Below are 20,591 nucleotides of genomic sequence, written 5' to 3'. Positions count from 1 at the left end.
GATTGGGTTTTTCAAAAATAAAATTTTCCATCCATCATAAATGGATATTTTTTCCCCTAGCGCTTGACAAGTAAACAAATACCAGCCAAGCATATAAAAAAGCGAATAAGCTAAAATTCCGATTAACGATAATACTACAGGATTCATAAACATTCGCAATTTGTTATAAACGCTCTGATTTTGGCAATTCAAAAAATGAAGATGCGAGTCGAAGTCAGATAAACATACTAAATCTGTATACCACTCCAACCGTCAATTGATTTTCAATTATCTAGGCGATCGCTTACGTTTTATCAAACGGGGTTTGTAGGGTTCGAGTTGCTGCTTTTCTTGCCGCAGTTGATTGAGGTGGGTCGGGTCTGGGTTCTCCTAGTCTTGCAGGCGGCGGTCTTCTTGGTTAATGGCGATTTTGAGAGATTGCAACCGTTGGCGGATGTTCTCGGGAATTACGCCCCCCGGATAAGCGTCACGGGTGGCGATGAGTTCCACTAAATTGCGGGCTTTGCTACGGTCTACATATTCAATGGCATCGCTGTATCTACCCAATTCTAAGCACACTTCCACCATACCGCGATAAACTTTGTTCCATTCCTCATTAAAGTTGCGTTTATAGCCCTCGCTATCCGCGCCAATTTCACCCCGGAGATATTCCACCTGTTCCAGGGATTCTTGAAAGCTACGGTAGGCATTTTCCAAGGCGGTTTGTTTCTCGTCGGAACTGTTCCCGGTTAGGCGAGATTGAGTTTGGTAGGCAAAACCAATGTTGTTCAAAGTTCCTGCTAAGTCGCGGGCTAACCCCAACCGCCGCCGAATTTCTGCTGCTGCATTGTAGGCGGCGATAGCACTTTCGAGATTGGCGGCCGGGTTGATGCCCATCTTGGCTTGGGTGTTGCGGGCAACCCCCAGGTTAGTCAGGGTATCGGAGAGGTCTTTGTCTAACCCCAACTCCCGACTAATGGCTGCGGCTTCATCGTAGACGGCGATAGCCCGCTCCAGATTCACCACCGGGTTGATGCCCATCTTGGCTTGGGTGTTGCGGGCATTCCCTAGGTTAGTCAGGGTAGTGGAGAGGTCTTTGTCTAACCCCAACTCCCGCCGAATCCCTGCGGCTTCATTGTAGGCGGCGATAGCACTTTCGAGATTGGCGGCCGGGTTGATGCCCATCTTGGCTTGGGTGTTGCGGGCAACCCCCAGGTTAGTCAGGGTATCGGAGAGGTATTTGTCTTTGTCTAACCCCAACTCCCGCCGAATCCCTACGGCTTCATTGTAGGCGGCGATAGCACTTTCGAGATTGGCGGCCGGGTTGATGCCCATCTTGGCTTGGGTGTTGCGGGCATTGCCGAGGTTAGTCAGGATACCGGAGAGGTCTTTGTCTAACCCCAACTCCCGACTAATGGCTGCGGCTTCATCGTAGACGGCGATAGCCCGCTCCAGATTCACCACCGGGTTGATGCCCATATCGGCTTGGGTGAGGCACGCATTCCCGAGGTTAATCAGGGTAGAGGAGAGGTCTTTGTCTAACCCCAACTCCCGACTAATGGCTGCGGCTTCATCGTAGGCGGCGATAGCCCGCTCCAGATTCACCACCGGGTTGATGCCCATATCGGCTTGGGTGTTGCGGGCAGCCCCGAGGTTAGTTAGGGTATCGGAGAGGTCTTTGTCTAACCCCAACTCCCGCCGAATCCCTACGGCTTCATCGTAGGCGGCGATGGCACTTTCGATATTAGCGGCCGGGTTGATGCCCATATCGGCTTGGATTTGGTGGGCATTCCCGAGGTTAGTCAGGGTAGCCGAGAGGTATTTGTCTAACCCCAACCGCCGACTAATGGCTGCGGCTTCATCGTAGGCGGCGATGGCACTTTCGAGATTAGCGGCCGGGTTGATGCCCATCTTGGCTTGGGTGTTGCGGGCAGCCCCGAGGTTAATTAGGGTAGAGGAGAGGTCTTTGTCTAACCCCAACTCCCGACTAATGGCTGCGGCTTCATCGTAGGCGGTGATCGCATTTTCGAGATTAGCCACCGGGTTGATGTCCATCTCGGCTTGGGTGCTGCGGACATTGCCGAGGTTAGTCAGATTATCCGAGAGGTCTTTGTGTAACCCCAACCGCCGACTAATTGCTGCGGCTTCATTGCAGGCAGCGATCGCACCTTCAAGATTGGCGACGGAGTTGATGCCCATATCGGCTTGGTTGAGGCGGGTAACCCCGAAGCTATTCAAGGTTCGTGCCCGTTTTTCGGGGTTATCCGCCCGCAATTCCAACACCACCCCATAGCCGCGAATTGCAATCTCTAATGCTTCAGCATACCGACCATAGGGAAATTGTCGAAGACGGATGCAGGTCTTTTCTACCAAAGCAGCCAGGGGTTCGGCTTGGTCGGGGTGTTGGGCGAGGACTCCCTGTACCCATTGGGCAATAGCATCCCCCAATGCGGGAACAATCAACCCCATATTTTGACGCATCACCTGATGAACTGCGGTTTTATCCCCCCCGCTTTCTCTCTCCGTTTTGACCAGTTGTAGCCAAAAATCCTCTAATGCCTGTTGCTGATTCTCTCCAGTTTCCTCGTGCTGCAAAAACGCCCCCACCTCCTGCGCCACATCCTGCAAAAACTGCGCCTGGTTGTCTTGTCCCTCCTCCTGTAACTGTGCTGCAAACGACTCGCACACCTGTACAAACCCCTCATCTACCAACGCCAGATGACCGTCGAGAATTTGCGGTTCCTCGCCACTGGGACAGTCCAAGAGTTTTTGAATCAGAGTGAGATAAGCCTGCACTCGTTGTTCATAGCTTTGCCGATTATTCCGAGTTCTACCCAGTCCTAAAAACGCTCCTACTCGTCGCGTGATCTTGCATAAGAAATTCATAATCCTAAGCCTCTCTCTACTCGCACACCTGCACAAACCCCTCATCCACCAACGCCAGATGACCGTCGAGAATTTGCGGTTCCTCGCCACTGGGACAGTCCAAGAGTTTTTGAATCAGAGAGAGATAAGCCTGGACTCTGTGTTCATCCATCGCCACACACCGGGTAGGGGATACCACTTTGATTTTACCCCATCCCCCCAACTGAGAAACCCGGTTTCTTGTCCCCCACCGAGAGTAATCGGTAGAGTTGCCCACCCTACTCGATTTCATCCTCAGAAACCGTTTGCAAAACATTGTCATACAGAGATTCATTAACCCAGTATTGGGCTTCTGTCATCATTGCATCCAATAGCGGTTTCACCTTGGGGATAATCTGGTTTTGTTTGGCTAAAATCAAAATTCCTAAAGTGCCAATCACATTCAATTTTCAAGATTGAGCCACTTTTCTGGCTCTTTTTTCATCTAAGACAACCCTGGTTGTTTGTTCACTCAGGGCTAAAGCAATCACCTCCCTTTCCCCAGCATCTAATTCTAAAGGGATGGATTCTGGCATCTCCTGTACCGACTTAACTTGAACCCAAGCCGCTTCAATTCCATTAACAATGGTTTCAGAGTTAGGAAATCCTGATTCAACGGTTTCCGAGTAAACCGCTTGGGGAATGACTATCTCAGTAAACAGGGATTTTAATATATCTAAGCGGTTAATACTTGCAAAGTTAATCAAAGGCGTAGCATTACAAATGACCTTAATCATCCCACAATCCTGATTGAATCGCTTCGAGATCCTCTGCTAAATCATCTTTGTCGTATTGCCGAACAATATGATTTTCTCCCAACAGTTTTTGAAATTCCCACACGGAATAATTCAACAATCGACGGGCTTGACTAAAGGTAAATATCTGTTTTTCATAAAGTTGCATGGCAATTTGTTCCAAAACTGCCGTCTCACCTTGCTCAATTAATTCGATGGGAATTTGTATATTAATTGCTTGCATCTACCATCACCTCATCATTTCAAAAGACATTCATTAATCACTCTCGCGATCTCCACCGGATACCTTACTTGGACAGGCGAGGAGTTCTTGAATCAGGGAGAGATAAGCCTGGGCTCTTTGTTCATCCATAGCCACACACCGCGTAGGGGATACCACCCCGATTTTAGCCCACCCCCCAGAAACCAGGTTTCTTGGTTAAATTTTGTGAAGAAACAAAGAGACTGATAGAAACCCGGTTTCTTTTTCCCCCACAGACGCTAAAACCTCAATTTCTTAATTCACCGGAGTCGTTTTGTCTTTTTGCAAAAGAAAATCAAGGTATTCTTCCAGTTGTTTTTGTCGGTGTTCTGACAGGTTGCGAAATTTACTTAAAATTGCTTCTTCTCTTAAATAGTCACTCAGGGGCATAATCTGTGATGCCGTCACTTCAATGGTAATTTGAGGAACATCAAACCCTTCTAAACTATACCCATCTTCTTGGGACTCTGGCATGGAATAATGTTCAACAATCGTGGCAATATCACCCCGTTTGAGGTGATATTGAGGCAAGTCTCCAGTGAGTGCAACTTTGGAAAATAGAGGATGTTGAGGTTTCATTGATATTCTCCTTTGTCGGGGACTAGAGTTACAAATCGGGTTCCATTATTATTGGTCATCCATATTGTTAAGGTTTTTAGTTCAATGCCATTTTGACCTCGCAATGTTGCACGAATCCTATATTTTTGACCATAGGGGGTGGTTTCGATGGGTTCAGCAGGTTGAGTGAGGACTTGGGTTCTTAAATCTTGTTCGAGTTGTTGCCAATTCTCTAATGTATATCCTGCCTGTGCTAAGAATTTAGATTTATCATCTTTAGGCAGTTGGACGAGTAAATAGTGAGTGAGTTTTGATGGGTTAATAATGGAGTCTTCTGGTAAGAAAACCATATTTTATTCTCGTTGGGTTTGATTCTCATTCATCGGGAGAATTTGGGGTAGATTGGAAAGCATAGCTAAGATTTCAGTTTCCGTGGTTAGCATGATGCAACAGCTTCAGGATAGTATTCCCATTTTATCCCATCCCCGCGACTGAGAAACCCGATTTCTTGAACCCCACCCAATTCACTCTGCTTCCCCAAAATTATCTAAAATACTTTTAATTTGCTCCGTAGTAATATCCTCCTGCTCCGATTTACTATAAATCGTCAATAACAAAATACTGGTTTCTGATTCCAGTAAATAAATAATGCGATAGCCACCAGCATTATTGGTGGGTTACGGCGGATATCCCATTAAATGGTTATTTCCTCGATTTAATTCCGCCTAACCCACCCTACTGGCGGTGCCACTACAAGGATTTCTGCAAATTATTCAACAAGCGTCAGGTGAAGCCGATTATACCTATCGTTCTCTTGGCTACGCTTCCAGTTTTCAATTATTCACAATTATTCAACTAGAAATAAGCTGTTTGGCATTTAAACCTTAATATCAATAACGGCGAAAGCCTTGTAGTGCGTTAAGCGAAGCCATGCCGCAGGCTTTGCATCTTGCTCGCTACTAATACCCAATCTAAATGCATGACAGCTTAGGACATAATGCATGAATGACTCACAGGGAACACCAGGCTCTCTGGGAGTTATGGTGATAAGGAAAATTTATTGAATTTGGTCAAAGGCTTGCTGGATAAGGCTTTGCCTGTTCCCTGTTAAGAGTTCCCTAAAAACTAGGGTTTCCACCACAAGTACCGAAGAGCCGTCATCCGTGTCAACTTAAGCCAAAGCGCAAAATCCCCCAGTCACCTAAGACAGGGGGAAATTTTTGCGAATTATTGCAGGTTCACCAGAACGCCGTCTTGCCTCAGCTTATGACCTGGAAAACCAGGTGGGTATCGTGGACACTCGTTTTAAGTTTCCGGGTTCATACCCGGTCTACTGCCACAAGGTCTCTCGATTCCCTTTTACATACAGACAAGATCAAAAAACACTATTGGCAGTCACCAACGTCCCAGTGGAACCTGTATCCCTATTCTAACGATTTATTTTCAGATGTCTACTGCTAAGTATCGCCACCTTCTGCAGGGGCGCATGGCGTGCGCCATGAAACAGTCTGCTGTTCATGCCTAATCATGGGCTGTCGCTCTAAGCTAAACTGATGAGTGTCATCGATCGCAAATTATGTATGATGTTCGGGGTTATGGTCAGATGGTGTATAGCGAACCCCATTCCTATCTTGTCAAACTGGGGTTATTCCACTGGAACAGTTGGCGCGAGAAGCATCCTGATGTTACTCCCATGCTGGAGGGTGCTAACCTAAATTTATTGGATCTGAGTGGGTTTAACCTGAGAGGGGCTAACATTCAAGGGGCTAACCTCTTTGGCACGGATTTGCTTGAAGCCGACTTGACCGATGCCAATCTTAGAAAAGCTGATTTTACAGGCGCAGATTTTAGAAATGCTCTTTTAAGCGGCGCTGATTTATCTGAAGCCCGATTGATTAGAACTCAAGCGTTAGGTACAAACTTTGAGAGAGCAATATTTACAGGAGTTTGCTTAGAAGATTGGAATATTGATAGTACAACCAACTTAACTGGAGTTATCTGCGACTATGTTTATCTTAAATCCAGATATTCTCCTGAGAGTAAACGATATGTACTGCAAGAACGCCGTCCTCATAGTGGTACATTTGAGCCGGGTGAGTTTACGAAGCTTTTCCAAAAAACGCGGGAAACCGTTGAGTTGATTTTCCGCAAGGGGATTGATTGGCAGGCTTTTTTGGTTGCTTTTCAAGAGTTGGAGAAGGAAAACGATAATGTTCCGGTTTCCATTCAAGCGATAGAAACGAAGCATCGAGGTACTGTCGTTATCCACCTCAACGTTCTGCCAGAGCAGGATAAGGCAAAAATTGAGCAATCGTTTAAGCAGTGCTATAAACAGGAACTTCAACGCATTGAGGCAGATTATCTAGAAACGTTAGGTGTTAGAGTTCAGTCAGAGGATTTAATCACCAAATATCGCCAACGAAATGCTGATTTCAAGGCGATGATTCAGATTATGGCTCAAGCTCAAAGTGACTTTGTTTTAAAGGGGATTTCCCAATTAGAATGATTTGTCATTTGTTTATGTCATTTGTCCTTGGCTGGGGCGGGTTTAGTCACGTTATCGGTTGTGTTGGATAGTATTATCGGTAAAACCCGCCCCTACACAATCAACAATCAAGACTTTAACCGTACCACAGGGTTTCTATTGTTTGTGCGATCGCCTGGGGGTTCTTCCCTGAGTTAGAATTCAGGAGAACGGTGACATGACCGAGTTTGCGCCCAGGGCGGGATTGCTTTTTCCCATACCAATGCACATAAGTTTGCGGCTGGCTGGCGAGTTTTTGCCGTTTTTCAAGGTAATCATTTTGGGAATATTCGTAACCCAATAGATTAACCATGACGGCTCCATTACACTTAAGTATTGGTTTTGTCAATGGTAATCCGGCAACTGCCCGTAAATGCATTTCAAACTGCGACGTTTCACAAGCATCTAGACTAAAATGTCCAGAATTGTGGGTACGAGGGGAGACTTCGTTGACATATACCTGATTATTGGCGGTGAGAAAGAGTTCAATCCCAAACACGCCCACGGCTTGTAAACTATTGAGTAAGGTACGTGCGATCGCGTTAATCTCTTGTTGTGTCTCTGAGCTAATCGGTGCGGGAATAATCACCCGACGGCAGACTTGATTTTCCTGCTGGGTTTCGACAACCGGGTAAACCACTACCTCACCGCTTACAGAACAAGCCGCGATCACAGCTAATTCTCGTTCAAAGGGTATAAATTCCTCGACGAGTAGAGGTGTATCGGCAAGTTTTTGCCAGAGTTCCTGGAAACTCTCTCTATCCTTAAAAATAAACGTGCCTTGACCATCATAGCCGTGGCGTCGCGCTTTGAGAACCAAGGGAAAATTCAGTGTATCAGGGTTGAGGGGTGTCTCTAGTAAGTTAAAAGCAGGTTGGGGTAAGCCAATGTCACGTAAATAGCAACGTTGGTGATATTTATCGAGTAGGGGGGCTAAGGCGTCTAGGCGGGGGCGAAAACAGACACCTTGGTTTGCCAAGGGGAACAACGCATCTAAATTAATAAATTCATTCTCAAATGTGATCACATCACAATGGGCAGCTAACTTTGCAGTCGCGGCGGCGTCATCAATCGGGGCAAAGATGGTATCAGAGGCAACACTAACGGCTGGATCAGTAGGCTGGGGTGTTTGAATCACCAAATCCAAACCCAATGATTTAGCCCCACCTCCCATCATCCAAGCCAGTTGTCCACCACCGATTACCCCTACTCGTTTCACAGTCTTAGCCATCAATAGGTTTGAGTCACTCGTTTGCCATGTTAGCGGATTTTGGTGTCAACGTTTTAGGACTTAGGCACAGATCCTGCTTAGGGTAGCAGGGCTAATTCATTTAAGGAAAGCTGGATTTATGAATTCAGCCAAGCCGGATTAGTAAATGATTAAGCCGCAAGTTTTTAAGTGCTTTATTACTGACTATAAACGCTTAATTCATTGTCAACCAAGTCCATAAGGGCGAACTAGGATAAAATCGAGAAGTTTGAAACCTACTCCAGTCAGATGTTATTACTGTAGCTGTGATTACTCAAACATAAGCGGCTACCTGTCTACAATCGTCCTGTTGAGAATGGTGCTTGGCGTCGAAAAATAACCAATAATAGTCAAACCCATCCCGACTATCCGAAAAACTGAAAACTCTAATCACCAACCATGAGCCAACCCACACCCGATCAACTGCAAATCTTTCTTGATATCGCCACAGAAGCTGCCATGGCAGCCGGGGCAATCTTGCAAACCTACTGGGGTAAACTAGATGCCGTAGAAGAGAAAGGGCGTCCAGGTGATTTAGTCACCGTTGCCGATAAAGAAGCAGAAGCCGTCATTTTAAAAGTCTTAAGGCGTCATGTCCCCCATCACGCTATTTTGGCAGAAGAATCGGGTCAAGGGGGAGATCAACAGAGTAAATATCGGTGGGCAATTGATCCCCTCGACGGCACCACCAATTATGCTCATCAATACCCCATTGCCTCTACATCAGTGGGATTACTCATTGACGAAATCCCGCAAGTGGGAGTGATCTATAATCCCTTTCGCAATGAACTCTTTCGCGCCGCTAAGGGATTAGGGGCAACTTGCAACCGCCGTCCCATTCACGTCTCTAACACATCGACTTTCAATCAAAGCTTACTGGTAACTGGCTTTGCCTATGACCGTCGCGAAACCCCAGATAATAACTATGCCGAGTTTTGTCACCTAACTCACCTCACCCAAGGCGTTCGCCGCAGTGGTTCAGCCTCACTGGATTTGGCAGATGTGGCTTGTGGACGCTTAGATGGTTATTGGGAACGGGGAATTTCGCCCTGGGATATTACGGCTGGTGTAGTATTAGTGCAAGAGGCAGGTGGCACAGTCACCGCTTATGATGGTAGCCCCCTTGTCCTAAAATCTGGACGAATTCTCGCCACCAATGGTCAAATTCATGACCAACTCAGCCAGGAACTGTTAAAAACACCACCCCTGTCCAGTTGGAATTGAGATCGTCATTCGTCATTTGTCATTTGTCATACTCAAGGGAGCGAGAAGCAAGCTACGTCATTTACTTCCCCATCTTCCCCATCTCCCCAAGCTTCCTTTGCTCCCTCAGCTCCCTCAGCTGCCCTTAACCGAACAGTCTTGAGATGCACCAGATCTTAGGAACTGTATTTTCTACAATAGCTATGAGGATGTCAAGGGGGTCTCTCATCTCTAAGACAGACTATAAAACTATTCTTTCGTCACAGCAATTGGACAGCACCCTATGGCTTTTGAAATTGAACGCGGACTCTTTAAGTATGATTTCACGGATTATCATGCCATTCTAGGCGTTCCCGTCGATGCGGATGAGAAGACAGTCCGGAAGCAGTATCTCAAAGTAACTCGCCGTCTCCACCCTGACAGCAGCAAATTCAAAACAGACGAGGAAAAACAGCAAGCCAATGAACTGCTAACCAAACTCGTCAATCCTGCCAAGGAACAACTGTTTCGCGGCAGTCGCGACTATAGAATCAGTTTAGGACACATGGGTAAGCGTCTAGCCGCAGAAGGAGGAAAAATTTCTATTTACAGTGACGTGGCTAAACAATTGGCAAAAGCTGGTGCAAATGCCGATGCTGTTTATCGAAATTCCTTGAAATCGCTAGCCTCTAAGCAATACGAATCTCTTGATCGAGTTGTGGACGTCACTGGCGAAATCAGTGAACTCAACTTAGTTTACTTGATGCTTAAAGGAAAAACATCCAAATCCGGCATCGGCAAAACCTCTCCAGGAACAGCCGTTTCCAAAACAGCCGGACCGGGTAAGGCGGTCAAGAAAACCCAAGCTGGCGCTGCTACCAGTGATGCCTCAACCAAGGGGGGTGGAACTCAAGAAGGCTCAAAAGTTGCTGCCTATATCAGCCGTGCTGACAGCTACATGCAGAAAAACAATTTTGCGGGTGCTGTTTTAGAATTACGAGAAGCTCTCAAATTAGAGCAAACCAATAGCAAATGTCATGGCTTATTAGGGTTAGCTTATTTAAAGCAAAATCAAGTGTCCATGGCTAAGGTTCACATTAATAAAGCCTTGCAATTAAATCCGCAGGAAGAAAACGCATTGAAAGGGAAACAATATATCGACAAATTAACCCAGAAATCGGGTTCAGGCAAAAAGCCGAAAGAGCAATCGGGTGGCGGGGGTTTATTTGGAGGATTGTTTGGCGGCAAGAAAAAGTAAGGGAATCAGGGACAAAGGATCAACTGCTGCGTCCCCTTGTGGGCGCAGCTTGTAAGTAATGTATAGCATCACTTGCTCAGGGAAAATGTACCCTTGCTTCCCCAGCTCCCCCTCACCACAACACTTATTCAGCAGCCCCTAAGTATTCAACCGGACATGAGATAACTTGCAAAAAGGATCGTTGGCGGTAGATGATAGGAAAGGAATCCACCCTGTAGGTGGTTAGCAGATTCAATACCCCGCCCTACTCCCTGAGGACGAGGATTGCCGGACAAACGGCAACTAAGTATTGAATACCGCATAGAGTCTCAACCTGGTACAAACTCTTGGATACTTCCCTAGTCCAAGTTATCTTTAAGACTTTTTGTCGAGTCGCTCGCGATTGTTAGGACATCTTGGTTGAGATGGCGGGAAGGGACTACATTTCGACTTCGCTCAATGTAAACACTCACTCGTGAGGATTATCTCCATGTTACGAGTACCAGTTCTATCAAAATCAGGTAAACCCCTAATGCCTACTAAGCCTAGTCGTGCTAGGCGTTGGCTGAAAGAGGGTAAAGCCAAAATCATGCACAACGACTTAGAATGTTTTACCATTCAGCTAACCTTTGAGACAGGAGAAGACACCCAACCTATAGCCATAGGACAACGACAGATGCTTAAGTGGCTATCTGAGTTGGCGACCGTTACAACCCACCAAGGATGGCAAAGAGACGGCAACGGTACGACGCAACTTAGACAGTGGCTAGGGTTAGCCGAAGACAAGAAAAACAAAGCTAATGAATAATCTAGAGTTTTACGATTATAAGCCGCACCTAAGCAGCTTACGTGAGGAGATATTCAAGGGTTTGACTCAACCCCAAAAAGCGATCGCGCCCAAGTTCTTTTATGATAAACGTGGGTCAGAACTGTTTGATCAGATCTGTGAGGTGGAGGAATACTATCCCACCCGGACAGAAATTCATCTGTTAAAAACCTATTGCCGGGACATTGCCCAACTCGTGGGTCAAGATTGCTTGCTGATCGAGTATGGTAGTGGCAGTAGTGCCAAAGTCCGCCTTCTGTTGGATGCCTTGCCGCACCTAGCCGGCTATATGCCCATCGATATCTCCCAAGAACACATGCTGCAAGCGTCAGCAGAACTAGCACAATCCTATCCTGACTTGGATGTGATCGCGGTTTGTGCGGATTATACCCAAGATTTTCAACTGCCACCCTACAGCAAAAAACCTGTTAATCACAAGCTAATTTTCTTTCCGGGTTCCACGATTGGCAATCTCCATCCCCAGGAAGCCATCCATCTGCTGAAACAGTCGCGTCGTCTTTTGGATAAAGGTGATAGCATGTTAATTGGTGTCGATTTGAAAAAAGATCCAGCTATTTTAAATGCTGCCTATAATGATGCCCAGGGAGTCACGGCTGCATTTAATCTCAACCTGTTAGATCGGATTAATCAGGAGTTAAACGCTAATTTTGATTTATCACACTTTCACCACTGGGCTTTTTATAATCAAGATGAAAGTCGCATTGAGATGCACTTAGTCAGTCTCAAGGAACAAACTGTTATCATCGATAAGACACCGTTTCACTTTCGCCAAGATGAAACGATTCACACCGAAAATTCATATAAATACAGCATTGAAGAGTTCCAGGATATGGCAAATTATGCTGGATTCGATGCTCAACAGGTATGGACAGATGCTGATCATCTCTTCAGTCTCCACTACCTAACGATTAGCCATTAGAAATTTTAATTCCCGGTTCCCTAGAAGGGCGGGTTTAGTCAAATTATCGGTTTATGGCAAAATGTGAGCGGTAAAACCCGCCCCTACATCCCTGTTCCCTGTTCCCTGTTCTCTGTTCCCTGTTCCCTGAAAAATGGCAAAAGCTGACAAAATAAACTTTTCTTGTCCAAGTGGTTTTCCCGAATTTCTCCCCGGCGAAAAACGTCTGGAGATGTATTTGATAGATACTATCCGCCAAGTTTTTGAGCGATATGGATTCACACCTATCGAAACTCCAGCAGTTGAGCGATTAGAAGTTCTGCAAGCCAAAGGAAATCAAGGGGATAATATTATTTACGGGTTGCAACCAATTTTGCCGCCCAATCGCCAAGCCGAAAAAGAACAGGCGGGAGAAAGTGGTTCAGAAGAGAGGGCATTAAAGTTTGATCAGACGGTTCCCTTAGCGGCTTATATTGCCCGTCACCTAAATGAACTTCAGTTTCCCTTTGCCCGTTATCAGATAGATGTGGTATTTCGGGGAGAACGGGCAAAAGCGGGACGCTATCGCCAATTTCGTCAATGTGATATTGATGTAGTGGGTCGTAATAAGCTGAGTTTGCTCTATGATGCCCAAATTCCGGCGATTATTGCTGAAATTTTTACGGCGATTAATATTGGAGACTTTTTGATTCGCATCAACAATCGTAAAGTTCTCAGTGGGTTCTTTGAATCAATTGGTTTAGATGAGAGCAAAATTATGCCCTCTATCCGGATTGTAGATGCAGCGGAGAAAATTGGCGAAACAAAGGTGAAAAAAGCGCTCTTGGCTGAAGGGTTATCCGATGAACAAGTCGAGCAAATTCTTACCTTCACCAAGATTCAGGGTTCGGTGGATGAGGTGTTGGCACAATTAAACGCCATGCTTGAGGATAAACCAGACGCTCAGGTATTGAAAACGGGCATTGCTGAACTAGAAACTGTGATTACCGGAGTGCGGAATTTGGGGGTGAGCGATCGCGTATTTTGCATTGACCTCTCCATTGCCCGTGGATTAGATTATTATACGGGAACGGTGTATGAAACTACACTCGTGGGTCATGAAGCCTTGGGTAGTATTTGTTCCGGGGGACGCTATGAAGAACTCGTGGGCATGTTTGTTGGCGATAAAATGCCAGGAGTGGGCATTTCCATCGGCTTAACTCGATTGATGAGTCGGTTGATTCAAGCCGGGATTCTGGAGTCTTTCTCCTCTACACCCGCCCAAGTGATGGTGGTGAATATGCAAAGTGACTTAATGCCTTTATATTTAGAGGTATCTCAGAAACTGCGTCAGGCGGGAATTAGTACGATTACCAGTTTTGACGAGCGCTCTGTGGGCAAACAGTTACAGCAAGCTGATAAACGGGGAATTCCCTTGTGTGTCATTATTGGCTCTGAAGAAGCAGCCGCTCAAAAATGCGGTTTGAAAAACATGAGAACCGGAGAGCAAATTGCTGTCAATATAGAGCAGCTAGCTAATGAGGTGAGCAAGCAACTAGCCTAAGCATTCCTGTAGAGACGTTGCATGCAACGTCTCTACAAAAGGGGTAATTTTGTAACATCAATTACAGACAAGAACACTGAACTACACTGCCACCAAAGCCTCTTGATAACGGTTATGGAGCAAACTGACATGAACCTGACTAAGAGCATACCAGGTTGGCTCACTGACCACTCCATCTTCCACTAAGCCATGACGTTTTTGGAACGATCGCACAGCGCGTTCTGTTTGTTCGCCAAAATCACCATCAATTGGCGCTGAATAATCCTGAGTCAGATGCAGCACCCACTGTACAGGAATTACCATATCATGTCTGCTGCCTCGATTGAGTACAGGCATATTAACTGGGGCACCCTGATAAAGAGCTTGCCACGTCAGGGAATCGACAATACCATCGGCTTTGAGGAACATACTTTGCTGAAATTCCATCACAGCATCATGGACCGAGCGATCAAAATACCCCCCCATTGGACCCGTATAAGTGCCGCAATGAGCCAAAAGCTTTTGTAGTTCTAAAACCTCGGCTCCCACAGAACCCAGTTGCAGTATAGGTTTGCGAACCGACGATTTAGCGGTGAGTCTAACCTTGGATGTTGTTTCTGGATTAAAAAGTGCTTGCATAATACAGAGCGTGACATTAAATTTAAGAGATTGTTGATGGCGGATAACTTATCCGGGCTAACCCAATCAGCCAAAAGAAAGGTCTTGTCAATCATCCGATTGGGTGAATTGGGTTCAAGGATGTAGTCTCTCTCAACTTAATCCTACAGTAGGTTCATCGGAAAGGAAATCACGCAAAAGCGATCGCGCCTGAGTGGGAAGGTTCAAGTACGCGATCGCTTAATTCAATTTAACGGATTTTATCTCAACCTGTGGAAACCCGCGCAGGCGGGTTTCGTTTGTGTAGCTGCGGTTTCAACCGCGCAATTAACTAGGCTAGGCGAGAATAAAATCGCTACTGTTGAGGGCACTCGCTTGAATCCCACTCAAGATAGCTAGGTCTGTATTGAAGGCACTAACGCGAGTATCATTACCATCTTGAATCAGGTCAAGCTGTTGGAACGTGATCCCTAAACCACGAATGCCAATCCGGTCAATTTCTAGCTCAAAGTCAGTAATCGTGTGAGCCGCAGTGGGAATAAAGCCATTAACAATCCAGAACTGCTCATCACCATTGCCACCCGTCATGGTGCTACCACCATAACCACCAAACAATAGATCATCGCCGTCGCCGCCTGAGAGTTGGTCATTGAAACCAGCAATCAGGATATCATCACCTTTGCCACCATCCAGACTGTTATTGCCCGAACCGAACGAGGCATTAAGAATATCATCGCCATCGCCACCGGACAATTGGTCATTGAAGCCAGCTAAGAGATTGTCATCACCTTTACCACCATCAAGGCTGTTATTTCCTGTACCAACGGAAGCGTTAAGGATATCGTCGCCGTCACCGCCCAAAAGTTGGTCATTTGAGCCAGCGAAGAGGTTATCGTCACCTTTACCTCCATCGAGCAGATTATTTCCGCCACCATTTAAGGCATTGAGGATATCTTCACCCTTGCCGCCTAATAGGTGGTCATTCGAGCCAGCTAACAGAACATCGTCACCTTTGCCTCCATCGAGCAGGTTATTTCCGCCACCATTGGAAGCATCCAGGGTATCATGACCTTTGCCGCCAAACAACTGGTCGTTGAGGTTAGCTAACAGTTCGTCGTCGCCTTTTCCACCATCGAGCAGGTTATTTCCTGCACCATTGGATACATCCAAGCGATCATCGCCAGCTTCACCAAATAATTGGTCGTAGCTATTGCCAATCAGTGTATCATCGCCTTTACCGCCGTAGAACTGATTCCCACCAATGCTTCCTGAGCCATCCACCTCATCGTCCCCAGCCAGGGCAAAAACGATGACTGGACTGTCAGTAATGGTGAAAACATCATCGCCACGGGTACCAAAAATCGGAGTGGGAGCAATCTTTTGATTGCCAAAGTCGATGTTCGTGACTGTATCACCAGGACGCAACACCACCCTTTGAGGTTGGGGAGTACCGGGCGTAGGTATAATACTGACAGCTAAGTCGTCGTGGACATAGCTCTGGTTGTACGCCACTTGTACCCCTTCTGAAGCATCAGCATTTTCGATGCCAATCGTGGCACTAGTTAAGATGGCATTCATTTCATCGTATTGATAGAGAATGCTGCCATCTGAGTCTAGGATCGCCTGAAATGTCAGGGAACCACCACTAGAGTAACGAGGAATATCCTGATACTGAACAATGAATTGATCCTCAACTTGATCGTGGTAGTAATAAACCGCACCTCCCCGACCGGGATTCAAATCATCCCAGAAGGGTGCAATGAAATCATTGGGTTGATTGGGATTGAGAATGGGATCATTACTAAAATCACGGGCTTCAGAGCCAAAACCCAGGTATCCATTTGAGGAAATCTTGACCGTATTTTTATCTTCTCCGAAGAAAGAGAAGTTGAAGGGTAAGTTAACTTGGGCGAAAGAATCATCACTTAAACTGAGCCTTGTACCCAATCTTGAGATATCCACCCAGTTAAAAGTCGGACCACCAGGTTGGTCGCTGTCAGACCATTGGTAGTTAACCGAAGTTGGAGATGTGGCTTGCCAACCCGGTCGCAGCACCTCGGCAACGTTGTAGATACCGGGAGTCAGGTTAGTAAACGTATAATTACCGTTAACATCGGTGGTTGTGGATGTTTCACCGGAATCGAGTTGACCGTTCTCGTTATCATCCAGATAGACTGTCCAACCAGCGATACCCGGTTCACCAGCATCTCGCTGCCCATTTCCGTTAAAATCATTCCACTTACTGCCGCTAATTTCTCCTGGCGTAGATGCTCCGACAAACACATTATCGATCGCCCAGTTATCTGTACTACTACCACTATGATTGATTTGTCGCCAGCGGAAACTGGTGCTACTGGTTTGGGCTGCGGTAGGAACTGTTTCGATGAGTGTTGTCCAACTGGTGAAATCTTCGGTGTCATAGAGTCCAAGCTGAGTCCAGCTAGTACCACCATTGATGGAATATTCCAGTACTACATCTTCCCCAGCATCGGCATTCTCGCCACCATTGGAGCTATTGCCAAAAATCAAGTCAAAGAAGACTGTACCGCCATTGGAGACATCGACAAAGTTTGTAGTGGCAAAGCGAGAGTTCCCACCAGAAGAACCCCCACTAAACCACAGCGAGTTCCCATCACTACCGACAAAGTTGCTATTAGCGGTTCCATTGGTGATTGTTGCCCATTGGCTATTGTCAATGTCTGGGTCAAAGTCATCAACAACGCTGTTGAGGATCGGTGGTCCAACCGTTACATTATCGATTGCCCAGTTATCGAAACTATTGCCACTGTGAGCGATTTGCCGCCAACGGAAGTTGGTGCTACTCGTCTGAGCAGCAGTAGGAATCGTCTCCGTTAGGGTTGTCCAAGTGGTGAAGGCTTCTGTGTCGTAAAGACCAAACTGGTTCCAAGTGGTGCCACCGTTTGTGGAGTATTCCAGCACCACGTCTTCCCCTGGATCGGCATTTTCGCCACCATTGGAGCTATTGCCAAAGATCAGGTCAAAGGTAATCGTGCCGCCATTAGCAACATCTACCAGGTTGGTGATGGCAAAACGAGAGCTACCGCCAGGAGAACCTCCGTTAAACCAAAGCGAGTTCCCATCACTGCCAACAAAGTTGCTATTGGCTGTACCGTTGGTAATGTTTGACCATTGGCTATTGTCAATGTCTGGGTCAAAGTCATCAAAGAGTACGGGAAGAACTGGAGGAGGGGTAGAGCCAGTCAGGGCGCTGTAGGCATTGAGCCGCCCACCTGAAACGGTTATGCCTTGTAATGCTGGAATTGGGTCAACGGTTGCTAGGATGCGATCCTTGACCTGTTGGGCTGTTAATGTGGGGTCGTCAGACCAAACCAAACTAGCAACACCTGCGACGTGAGGACTTGCCATGGATGTCCCACTCTTAAAACCGTATCCACCCCCAGGAATCGTGCTGTATACGGAGGAGCCTGGTGCGCCCAAATCTACAGAGGTTGCTCCGTAGTTGGAAAAACTCGACCGTCGATCATCATCGTCGGTGGAGGCGACAGAAATAATGTTATCTAGGTTATAGCTAGCAGGGTAAGCTGGTCTTGTATCGTTGTTGTTATTTTCATTACCTGCTGCAGCAACAAACAATTGTCCTGCATTACCCGCCGCCGCGATCGCATCCCTCAATCCCTGGGAAAAGCTATAGCCACGCCAGCTATTGTTGGTCAGGTTAGCGCCCATCATCGTGGCATATTCTATCGCTTGAATCGCATCGAAGTAGGAACCCGAACCCGAAGATCCTAGGAACTTGAGCGCCATAATATCGGCAGACCAACTGACACCCGTCACACCGATACCGTTATTTCCTTCCGCAGCGATGGTTCCGGCTACGTGAGTGCCGTGACTGTTGTCGTCAAAGGGGTCGTTATCGTTATTAATAAAGTCCCAACCGTAGACATCATCAACGTAGCCGTTGTTATCATCATCAATCCCATTTCCGGCAATTTCTCCCGGATTTGTCCACATATTGTCATTGAGATCGGGATGGTTATAATCCACCCCGGTATCAATCACCCCAACGACTATATTGTTTCCGGTTTCAATATCCCAGGCTTCGGGAGCATCAATGTCTGCGTCAGCCGTACCACCTGTCTGTCCGGTATTATTTAACCCCCAAAGTTGATTGAATTCCGGGTCATTGGGAACAGTGGTAGTGGTGGAAACGATATAGTTGGGTTCGATATATTCAATGGCGGGATCGTTGCTATAAAGGGCGATGGCTTCGGCGACGCTCATCCCTGGAATTTCCCAAAGTTGAATGCCCATCGTTTGAGTGGACTCTTTTACATTGGCGCCAAGGCTAGTTTTGAGAGCGTTAATTTGATTCGTGGGAATCGATAAATTAACTTTAACAATCACCTCACCGGCGGCGTAGGCTGTCCCTTCTACACCCATGGTGCTAGAGAGTTCTTGCACTAAGGCTTGGAATTCAGGTGACTCCATCTCTCGCTTAGGCGCAACAGCTACCTGATTCGTAGTCTCGTCTTGATTCGTACTCTCGTCTTCTAAGTCTACTGAGCCATTGAGTTCAATTTGGCTGTTGTCGGATTGATCGAACAAATCGTTAGTGGACATAGGTCTCACTCCTTCAACAAAATTTCTTAGAAAATCCGATCGAGTGGCTATTTCATTCCAGTCGATTCGCTGCAACTCGTGAACTTTCACTGACTACTCTGGATTGGGCAGCGAATTTTACGCGAATGAACGATTTTTTTGACAAAACTTTACAAAAACTGAACGGTCAGACACAGGATTTACTCCTTCACGCTCAATGAATGTAAGTCAAAACTAATGCAACGAAACACTGTATCTGGGAGGTTTACGCTCTCGGGCGTAAGTCCTCAAAAATTAACCTGAATTTAACCTTACTTATGTAGCCGTAAGGTTAGAACATCGATGTCTAGTTGAGGAGTATAGACGTTTCTTTGCCGGAAATCCAAATAGTTAACAAAACTTATGAACATCCACATAACCAACTGTCCCAGCCGACATTGAAACCCCTACAGGACTTAGGCACAGTGTCTATAATGGCACAATCCTTGTAGTGCGTTTAGCGAAGCCATGCCGCAGGCTTTGCATCTTGCTCGCTACTAATACCCAATTTAAATGCATAACAGCTTATCAGGGTGACTTAGTTCCCCCGGAGTCTTGTCCCCAGCAACGCAATCAGGTTAATTTAGCCAAGGGTGACTTCATCGGATTGGGTATTAATCGAGCGCTCAAAGGATAAAAAAATGATTAGCTGGTGGGGGAATTATTTAGTTGTCTGTGTCAATCTGTGTCTCTTAGGATTTACTGTTCTAGAAAGTGCTATCCCTTCTGTATCATCTGTTTTTTTGTCAATAGTTGGCAATAATTTTTATTATAACTTTAACAAAACACATGCGTCCAAGGGGGAGGTTGGGAGTGAGACGAAAACCAAACATTATACAAAGTGTTACGAAGATTCAAGGGGTTGAGCTGTATCAAAATTAATTTTGCCCAGAAAAAACCCACCATAGATAATATACCTGAAAATCGCACACTCATCTCACAATTGCTGTAACCCTTGAAAATTCGTAGATAATTCCGGAAAACGGGTCAAAAATGATCAATTATGACGTTTTGTTGAGATGGAAGCATGATTTAAAAATTTAAACTGTTCTGGGTGAAATAATAGTTTAAATTATAATCGATTGACAAATTTAGCCGAAACGGGATTGAGTCAAGCTAAGGAAATGTCAGTAGCGAAGCAGAAAGAAAGAGTCAAGGGGTATGTCGTGAATCGTGGTATCAAAAGAAGTGCGATCGCTCGCTGTGCAGTATCGGATTCGTCTAAAGTCCAATAGTAATCAAGTGTCCAATTATGTGATTAGAGAATGAAGCGAAGCGAAATGAAGAATCTCTCCAGATACTAATGCTTATTCCGACGCTTGTTACTCGCTAACACTTCGCGTTACGCTACTGGATTGACACAGCTAAAATGATGGAATAGACTTGACGATTGAATCGGGCGCCCCTACAGTTTCCGGGCTAATGGTTAATTGCTCAAATAAGGTGTGCCGAGCCAC

General features: G+C 46.2%; 18 protein-coding genes, 1 other RNA gene and 2 pseudogenes. 9 read left to right on the top strand and 12 right to left on the bottom strand.

Annotated elements, in window-relative coordinates:
- Window positions 1–369 precede the first annotated feature (369 nt).
- From MC7420_RS42495 to MC7420_RS43830, 8 genes and pseudogenes are all read right to left on the bottom strand, one after another.
- Entirely contained in the window at window positions 370–2,865 is a 2,496-nt protein-coding gene (locus MC7420_RS42495) for a hypothetical protein (RefSeq protein ID WP_006100832.1), read from the bottom strand.
- Window positions 2,866–2,881: 16 nt separating this feature from the next.
- A complete protein-coding gene (locus tag MC7420_RS42490; protein ID WP_044207018.1) occupies window positions 2,882–3,136 on the bottom strand; it encodes a hypothetical protein in 255 nt (84 codons plus the stop codon).
- The gene (locus tag MC7420_RS42485) at window positions 3,123–3,284 is read right to left on the bottom strand and encodes a DUF3368 domain-containing protein (RefSeq protein ID WP_006100889.1); all 162 of its coding nucleotides are present in this window, start codon (window positions 3,282–3,284) and stop codon (window positions 3,123–3,125) included. Before MC7420_RS42485 ends, MC7420_RS42490 begins: the two co-directional genes overlap by 14 nt.
- Before the next feature lie 9 nt (window positions 3,285–3,293).
- The gene (locus tag MC7420_RS13485) at window positions 3,294–3,620 is read right to left on the bottom strand and encodes a hypothetical protein (RefSeq protein WP_232231703.1); all 327 of its coding nucleotides are present in this window, start codon (window positions 3,618–3,620) and stop codon (window positions 3,294–3,296) included.
- A complete protein-coding gene (locus tag MC7420_RS13480) occupies window positions 3,613–3,861 on the bottom strand; it encodes a UPF0175 family protein (RefSeq protein WP_006100775.1) in 249 nt (82 codons plus the stop codon). The genes MC7420_RS13485 and MC7420_RS13480 overlap by 8 nt, the downstream gene beginning before the upstream one ends.
- Before the next feature lie 273 nt (window positions 3,862–4,134).
- Entirely contained in the window at window positions 4,135–4,458 is a 324-nt protein-coding gene (locus tag MC7420_RS13475; protein WP_006100897.1) for a DUF4926 domain-containing protein, read from the bottom strand.
- Window positions 4,455–4,787 (bottom strand): DUF6883 domain-containing protein, encoded by a 333-nt coding sequence (locus MC7420_RS13470; RefSeq protein ID WP_006100877.1) that lies wholly within the window; start codon window positions 4,785–4,787, stop codon window positions 4,455–4,457. The genes MC7420_RS13475 and MC7420_RS13470 overlap by 4 nt, the downstream gene beginning before the upstream one ends.
- A gap of 174 nt (window positions 4,788–4,961) precedes the next feature.
- Window positions 4,962–5,102, bottom strand: a pseudogene (locus MC7420_RS43830) (type II toxin-antitoxin system RelE/ParE family toxin); the annotation flags it as partial.
- 79 nt (window positions 5,103–5,181) lie between these two features.
- Between MC7420_RS43830 and MC7420_RS39685 the strand changes: the two are divergent.
- Window positions 5,182–5,325 carry a hypothetical protein gene (locus tag MC7420_RS39685; protein ID WP_006100743.1) on the top strand — a complete coding sequence of 48 codons (144 nt, stop codon included), beginning with the start codon at window positions 5,182–5,184 and terminating at the stop codon, window positions 5,323–5,325.
- 346 nt (window positions 5,326–5,671) lie between these two features.
- On the opposite strand, the gene ssrS is transcribed toward MC7420_RS39685, so the two are convergent.
- Window positions 5,672–5,853: non-coding RNA, 6S RNA (gene ssrS, locus MC7420_RS36170), on the bottom strand.
- 160 nt (window positions 5,854–6,013) lie between these two features.
- On the opposite strand from ssrS, the gene MC7420_RS13465 reads away from it, so the two are divergent.
- On the top strand, window positions 6,014–6,943 hold the full coding sequence (locus MC7420_RS13465; protein ID WP_006100945.1) for a pentapeptide repeat-containing protein: 930 nt from the start codon (window positions 6,014–6,016) through the stop codon (window positions 6,941–6,943).
- 115 nt (window positions 6,944–7,058) lie between these two features.
- Here the strand turns inward: MC7420_RS13465 and MC7420_RS13460 are convergent, their stop codons facing one another.
- The gene (locus MC7420_RS13460; RefSeq protein WP_006100898.1) at window positions 7,059–8,192 is read right to left on the bottom strand and encodes a 5-(carboxyamino)imidazole ribonucleotide synthase; all 1,134 of its coding nucleotides are present in this window, start codon (window positions 8,190–8,192) and stop codon (window positions 7,059–7,061) included.
- Window positions 8,193–8,609: 417 nt separating this feature from the next.
- Between MC7420_RS13460 and MC7420_RS13455 the strand changes: the two genes are divergently transcribed.
- From MC7420_RS13455 to hisS, 5 genes and pseudogenes are all read left to right on the top strand, one after another.
- Entirely contained in the window at window positions 8,610–9,434 is an 825-nt protein-coding gene (locus MC7420_RS13455; protein WP_006100816.1) for an inositol monophosphatase family protein, read from the top strand.
- 262 nt (window positions 9,435–9,696) lie between these two features.
- Window positions 9,697–10,650 carry a J domain-containing protein gene (locus MC7420_RS13450; protein WP_006100866.1) on the top strand — a complete coding sequence of 318 codons (954 nt, stop codon included), beginning with the start codon at window positions 9,697–9,699 and terminating at the stop codon, window positions 10,648–10,650.
- Between the two features lie 469 nt (window positions 10,651–11,119).
- Window positions 11,120–11,296: pseudogene (locus MC7420_RS44075) on the top strand (RRXRR domain-containing protein); the annotation flags it as partial.
- A gap of 133 nt (window positions 11,297–11,429) precedes the next feature.
- A complete protein-coding gene (gene egtD / locus MC7420_RS13440) occupies window positions 11,430–12,395 on the top strand; it encodes an L-histidine N(alpha)-methyltransferase (protein ID WP_044207014.1) in 966 nt (321 codons plus the stop codon).
- A 133-nt stretch (window positions 12,396–12,528) separates the two neighbouring features.
- Window positions 12,529–13,917 (top strand): histidine--tRNA ligase, encoded by a 1,389-nt coding sequence (gene hisS / locus MC7420_RS13435; protein ID WP_006100799.1) that lies wholly within the window; start codon window positions 12,529–12,531, stop codon window positions 13,915–13,917.
- A gap of 81 nt (window positions 13,918–13,998) precedes the next feature.
- On the opposite strand, the gene MC7420_RS13430 is transcribed toward hisS, so the two are convergent.
- Together MC7420_RS13430 and MC7420_RS39680 are read right to left on the bottom strand one after the other, a co-directional pair.
- Window positions 13,999–14,535 (bottom strand): peptidoglycan-binding domain-containing protein, encoded by a 537-nt coding sequence (locus MC7420_RS13430; protein ID WP_006100860.1) that lies wholly within the window; start codon window positions 14,533–14,535, stop codon window positions 13,999–14,001.
- 315 nt (window positions 14,536–14,850) lie between these two features.
- Window positions 14,851–19,116, bottom strand: a complete 4,266-nt coding sequence (locus MC7420_RS39680; protein WP_006101000.1) for a S8 family serine peptidase — start codon at window positions 19,114–19,116, stop codon at window positions 14,851–14,853.
- Window positions 19,117–19,621: 505 nt separating this feature from the next.
- Between MC7420_RS39680 and MC7420_RS41450 the strand changes: the two genes are divergently transcribed.
- The gene (locus tag MC7420_RS41450; protein WP_006100908.1) at window positions 19,622–19,771 is read left to right on the top strand and encodes a hypothetical protein; all 150 of its coding nucleotides are present in this window, start codon (window positions 19,622–19,624) and stop codon (window positions 19,769–19,771) included.
- A gap of 445 nt (window positions 19,772–20,216) precedes the next feature.
- Window positions 20,217–20,369 carry a hypothetical protein gene (locus MC7420_RS39675; RefSeq protein ID WP_006100989.1) on the top strand — a complete coding sequence of 51 codons (153 nt, stop codon included), beginning with the start codon at window positions 20,217–20,219 and terminating at the stop codon, window positions 20,367–20,369.
- Window positions 20,370–20,591: the final 222 nt, after the last annotated feature.

The sequence above is a fragment of the Coleofasciculus chthonoplastes PCC 7420 genome (assembly GCF_000155555.1).
GTDB lineage: Bacteria > Cyanobacteriota > Cyanobacteriia > Cyanobacteriales > Coleofasciculaceae > Coleofasciculus > Coleofasciculus chthonoplastes_A.
This window is presented reverse-complemented; position numbering and strand designations above follow the sequence as displayed.

Excerpts from the sequence above, each read along its gene's own strand:
- MC7420_RS42490 (WP_044207018.1), bottom strand. The coding sequence starts at position 3,136 with ATGAAATCGAGTAGGGTGGGCAACTCTACCGATTACTCTCGGTGGGGG.
- MC7420_RS13450 (WP_006100866.1), top strand. The coding sequence starts at position 9,697 with ATGGCTTTTGAAATTGAACGCGGACTCTTTAAGTATGATTTCACGGAT.
- MC7420_RS13465 (WP_006100945.1), top strand. The coding sequence starts at position 6,014 with ATGTATGATGTTCGGGGTTATGGTCAGATGGTGTATAGCGAACCCCAT.
- egtD (WP_044207014.1), top strand. The coding sequence starts at position 11,430 with ATGAATAATCTAGAGTTTTACGATTATAAGCCGCACCTAAGCAGCTTA.
- MC7420_RS13480 (WP_006100775.1), bottom strand. The coding sequence starts at position 3,861 with ATGCAAGCAATTAATATACAAATTCCCATCGAATTAATTGAGCAAGGT.
- hisS (WP_006100799.1), top strand. The coding sequence starts at position 12,529 with ATGGCAAAAGCTGACAAAATAAACTTTTCTTGTCCAAGTGGTTTTCCC.
- MC7420_RS13485 (WP_232231703.1), bottom strand. The coding sequence starts at position 3,620 with ATGATTAAGGTCATTTGTAATGCTACGCCTTTGATTAACTTTGCAAGT.
- MC7420_RS13475 (WP_006100897.1), bottom strand. The coding sequence starts at position 4,458 with ATGAAACCTCAACATCCTCTATTTTCCAAAGTTGCACTCACTGGAGAC.
- MC7420_RS13460 (WP_006100898.1), bottom strand. The coding sequence starts at position 8,192 with ATGGCTAAGACTGTGAAACGAGTAGGGGTAATCGGTGGTGGACAACTG.
- MC7420_RS13470 (WP_006100877.1), bottom strand. The coding sequence starts at position 4,787 with ATGGTTTTCTTACCAGAAGACTCCATTATTAACCCATCAAAACTCACT.
- MC7420_RS42495 (WP_006100832.1), bottom strand. The coding sequence starts at position 2,865 with ATGAATTTCTTATGCAAGATCACGCGACGAGTAGGAGCGTTTTTAGGA.
- MC7420_RS39680 (WP_006101000.1), bottom strand. The coding sequence starts at position 19,116 with ATGTCCACTAACGATTTGTTCGATCAATCCGACAACAGCCAAATTGAA.
- MC7420_RS13430 (WP_006100860.1), bottom strand. The coding sequence starts at position 14,535 with ATGCAAGCACTTTTTAATCCAGAAACAACATCCAAGGTTAGACTCACC.
- MC7420_RS13455 (WP_006100816.1), top strand. The coding sequence starts at position 8,610 with ATGAGCCAACCCACACCCGATCAACTGCAAATCTTTCTTGATATCGCC.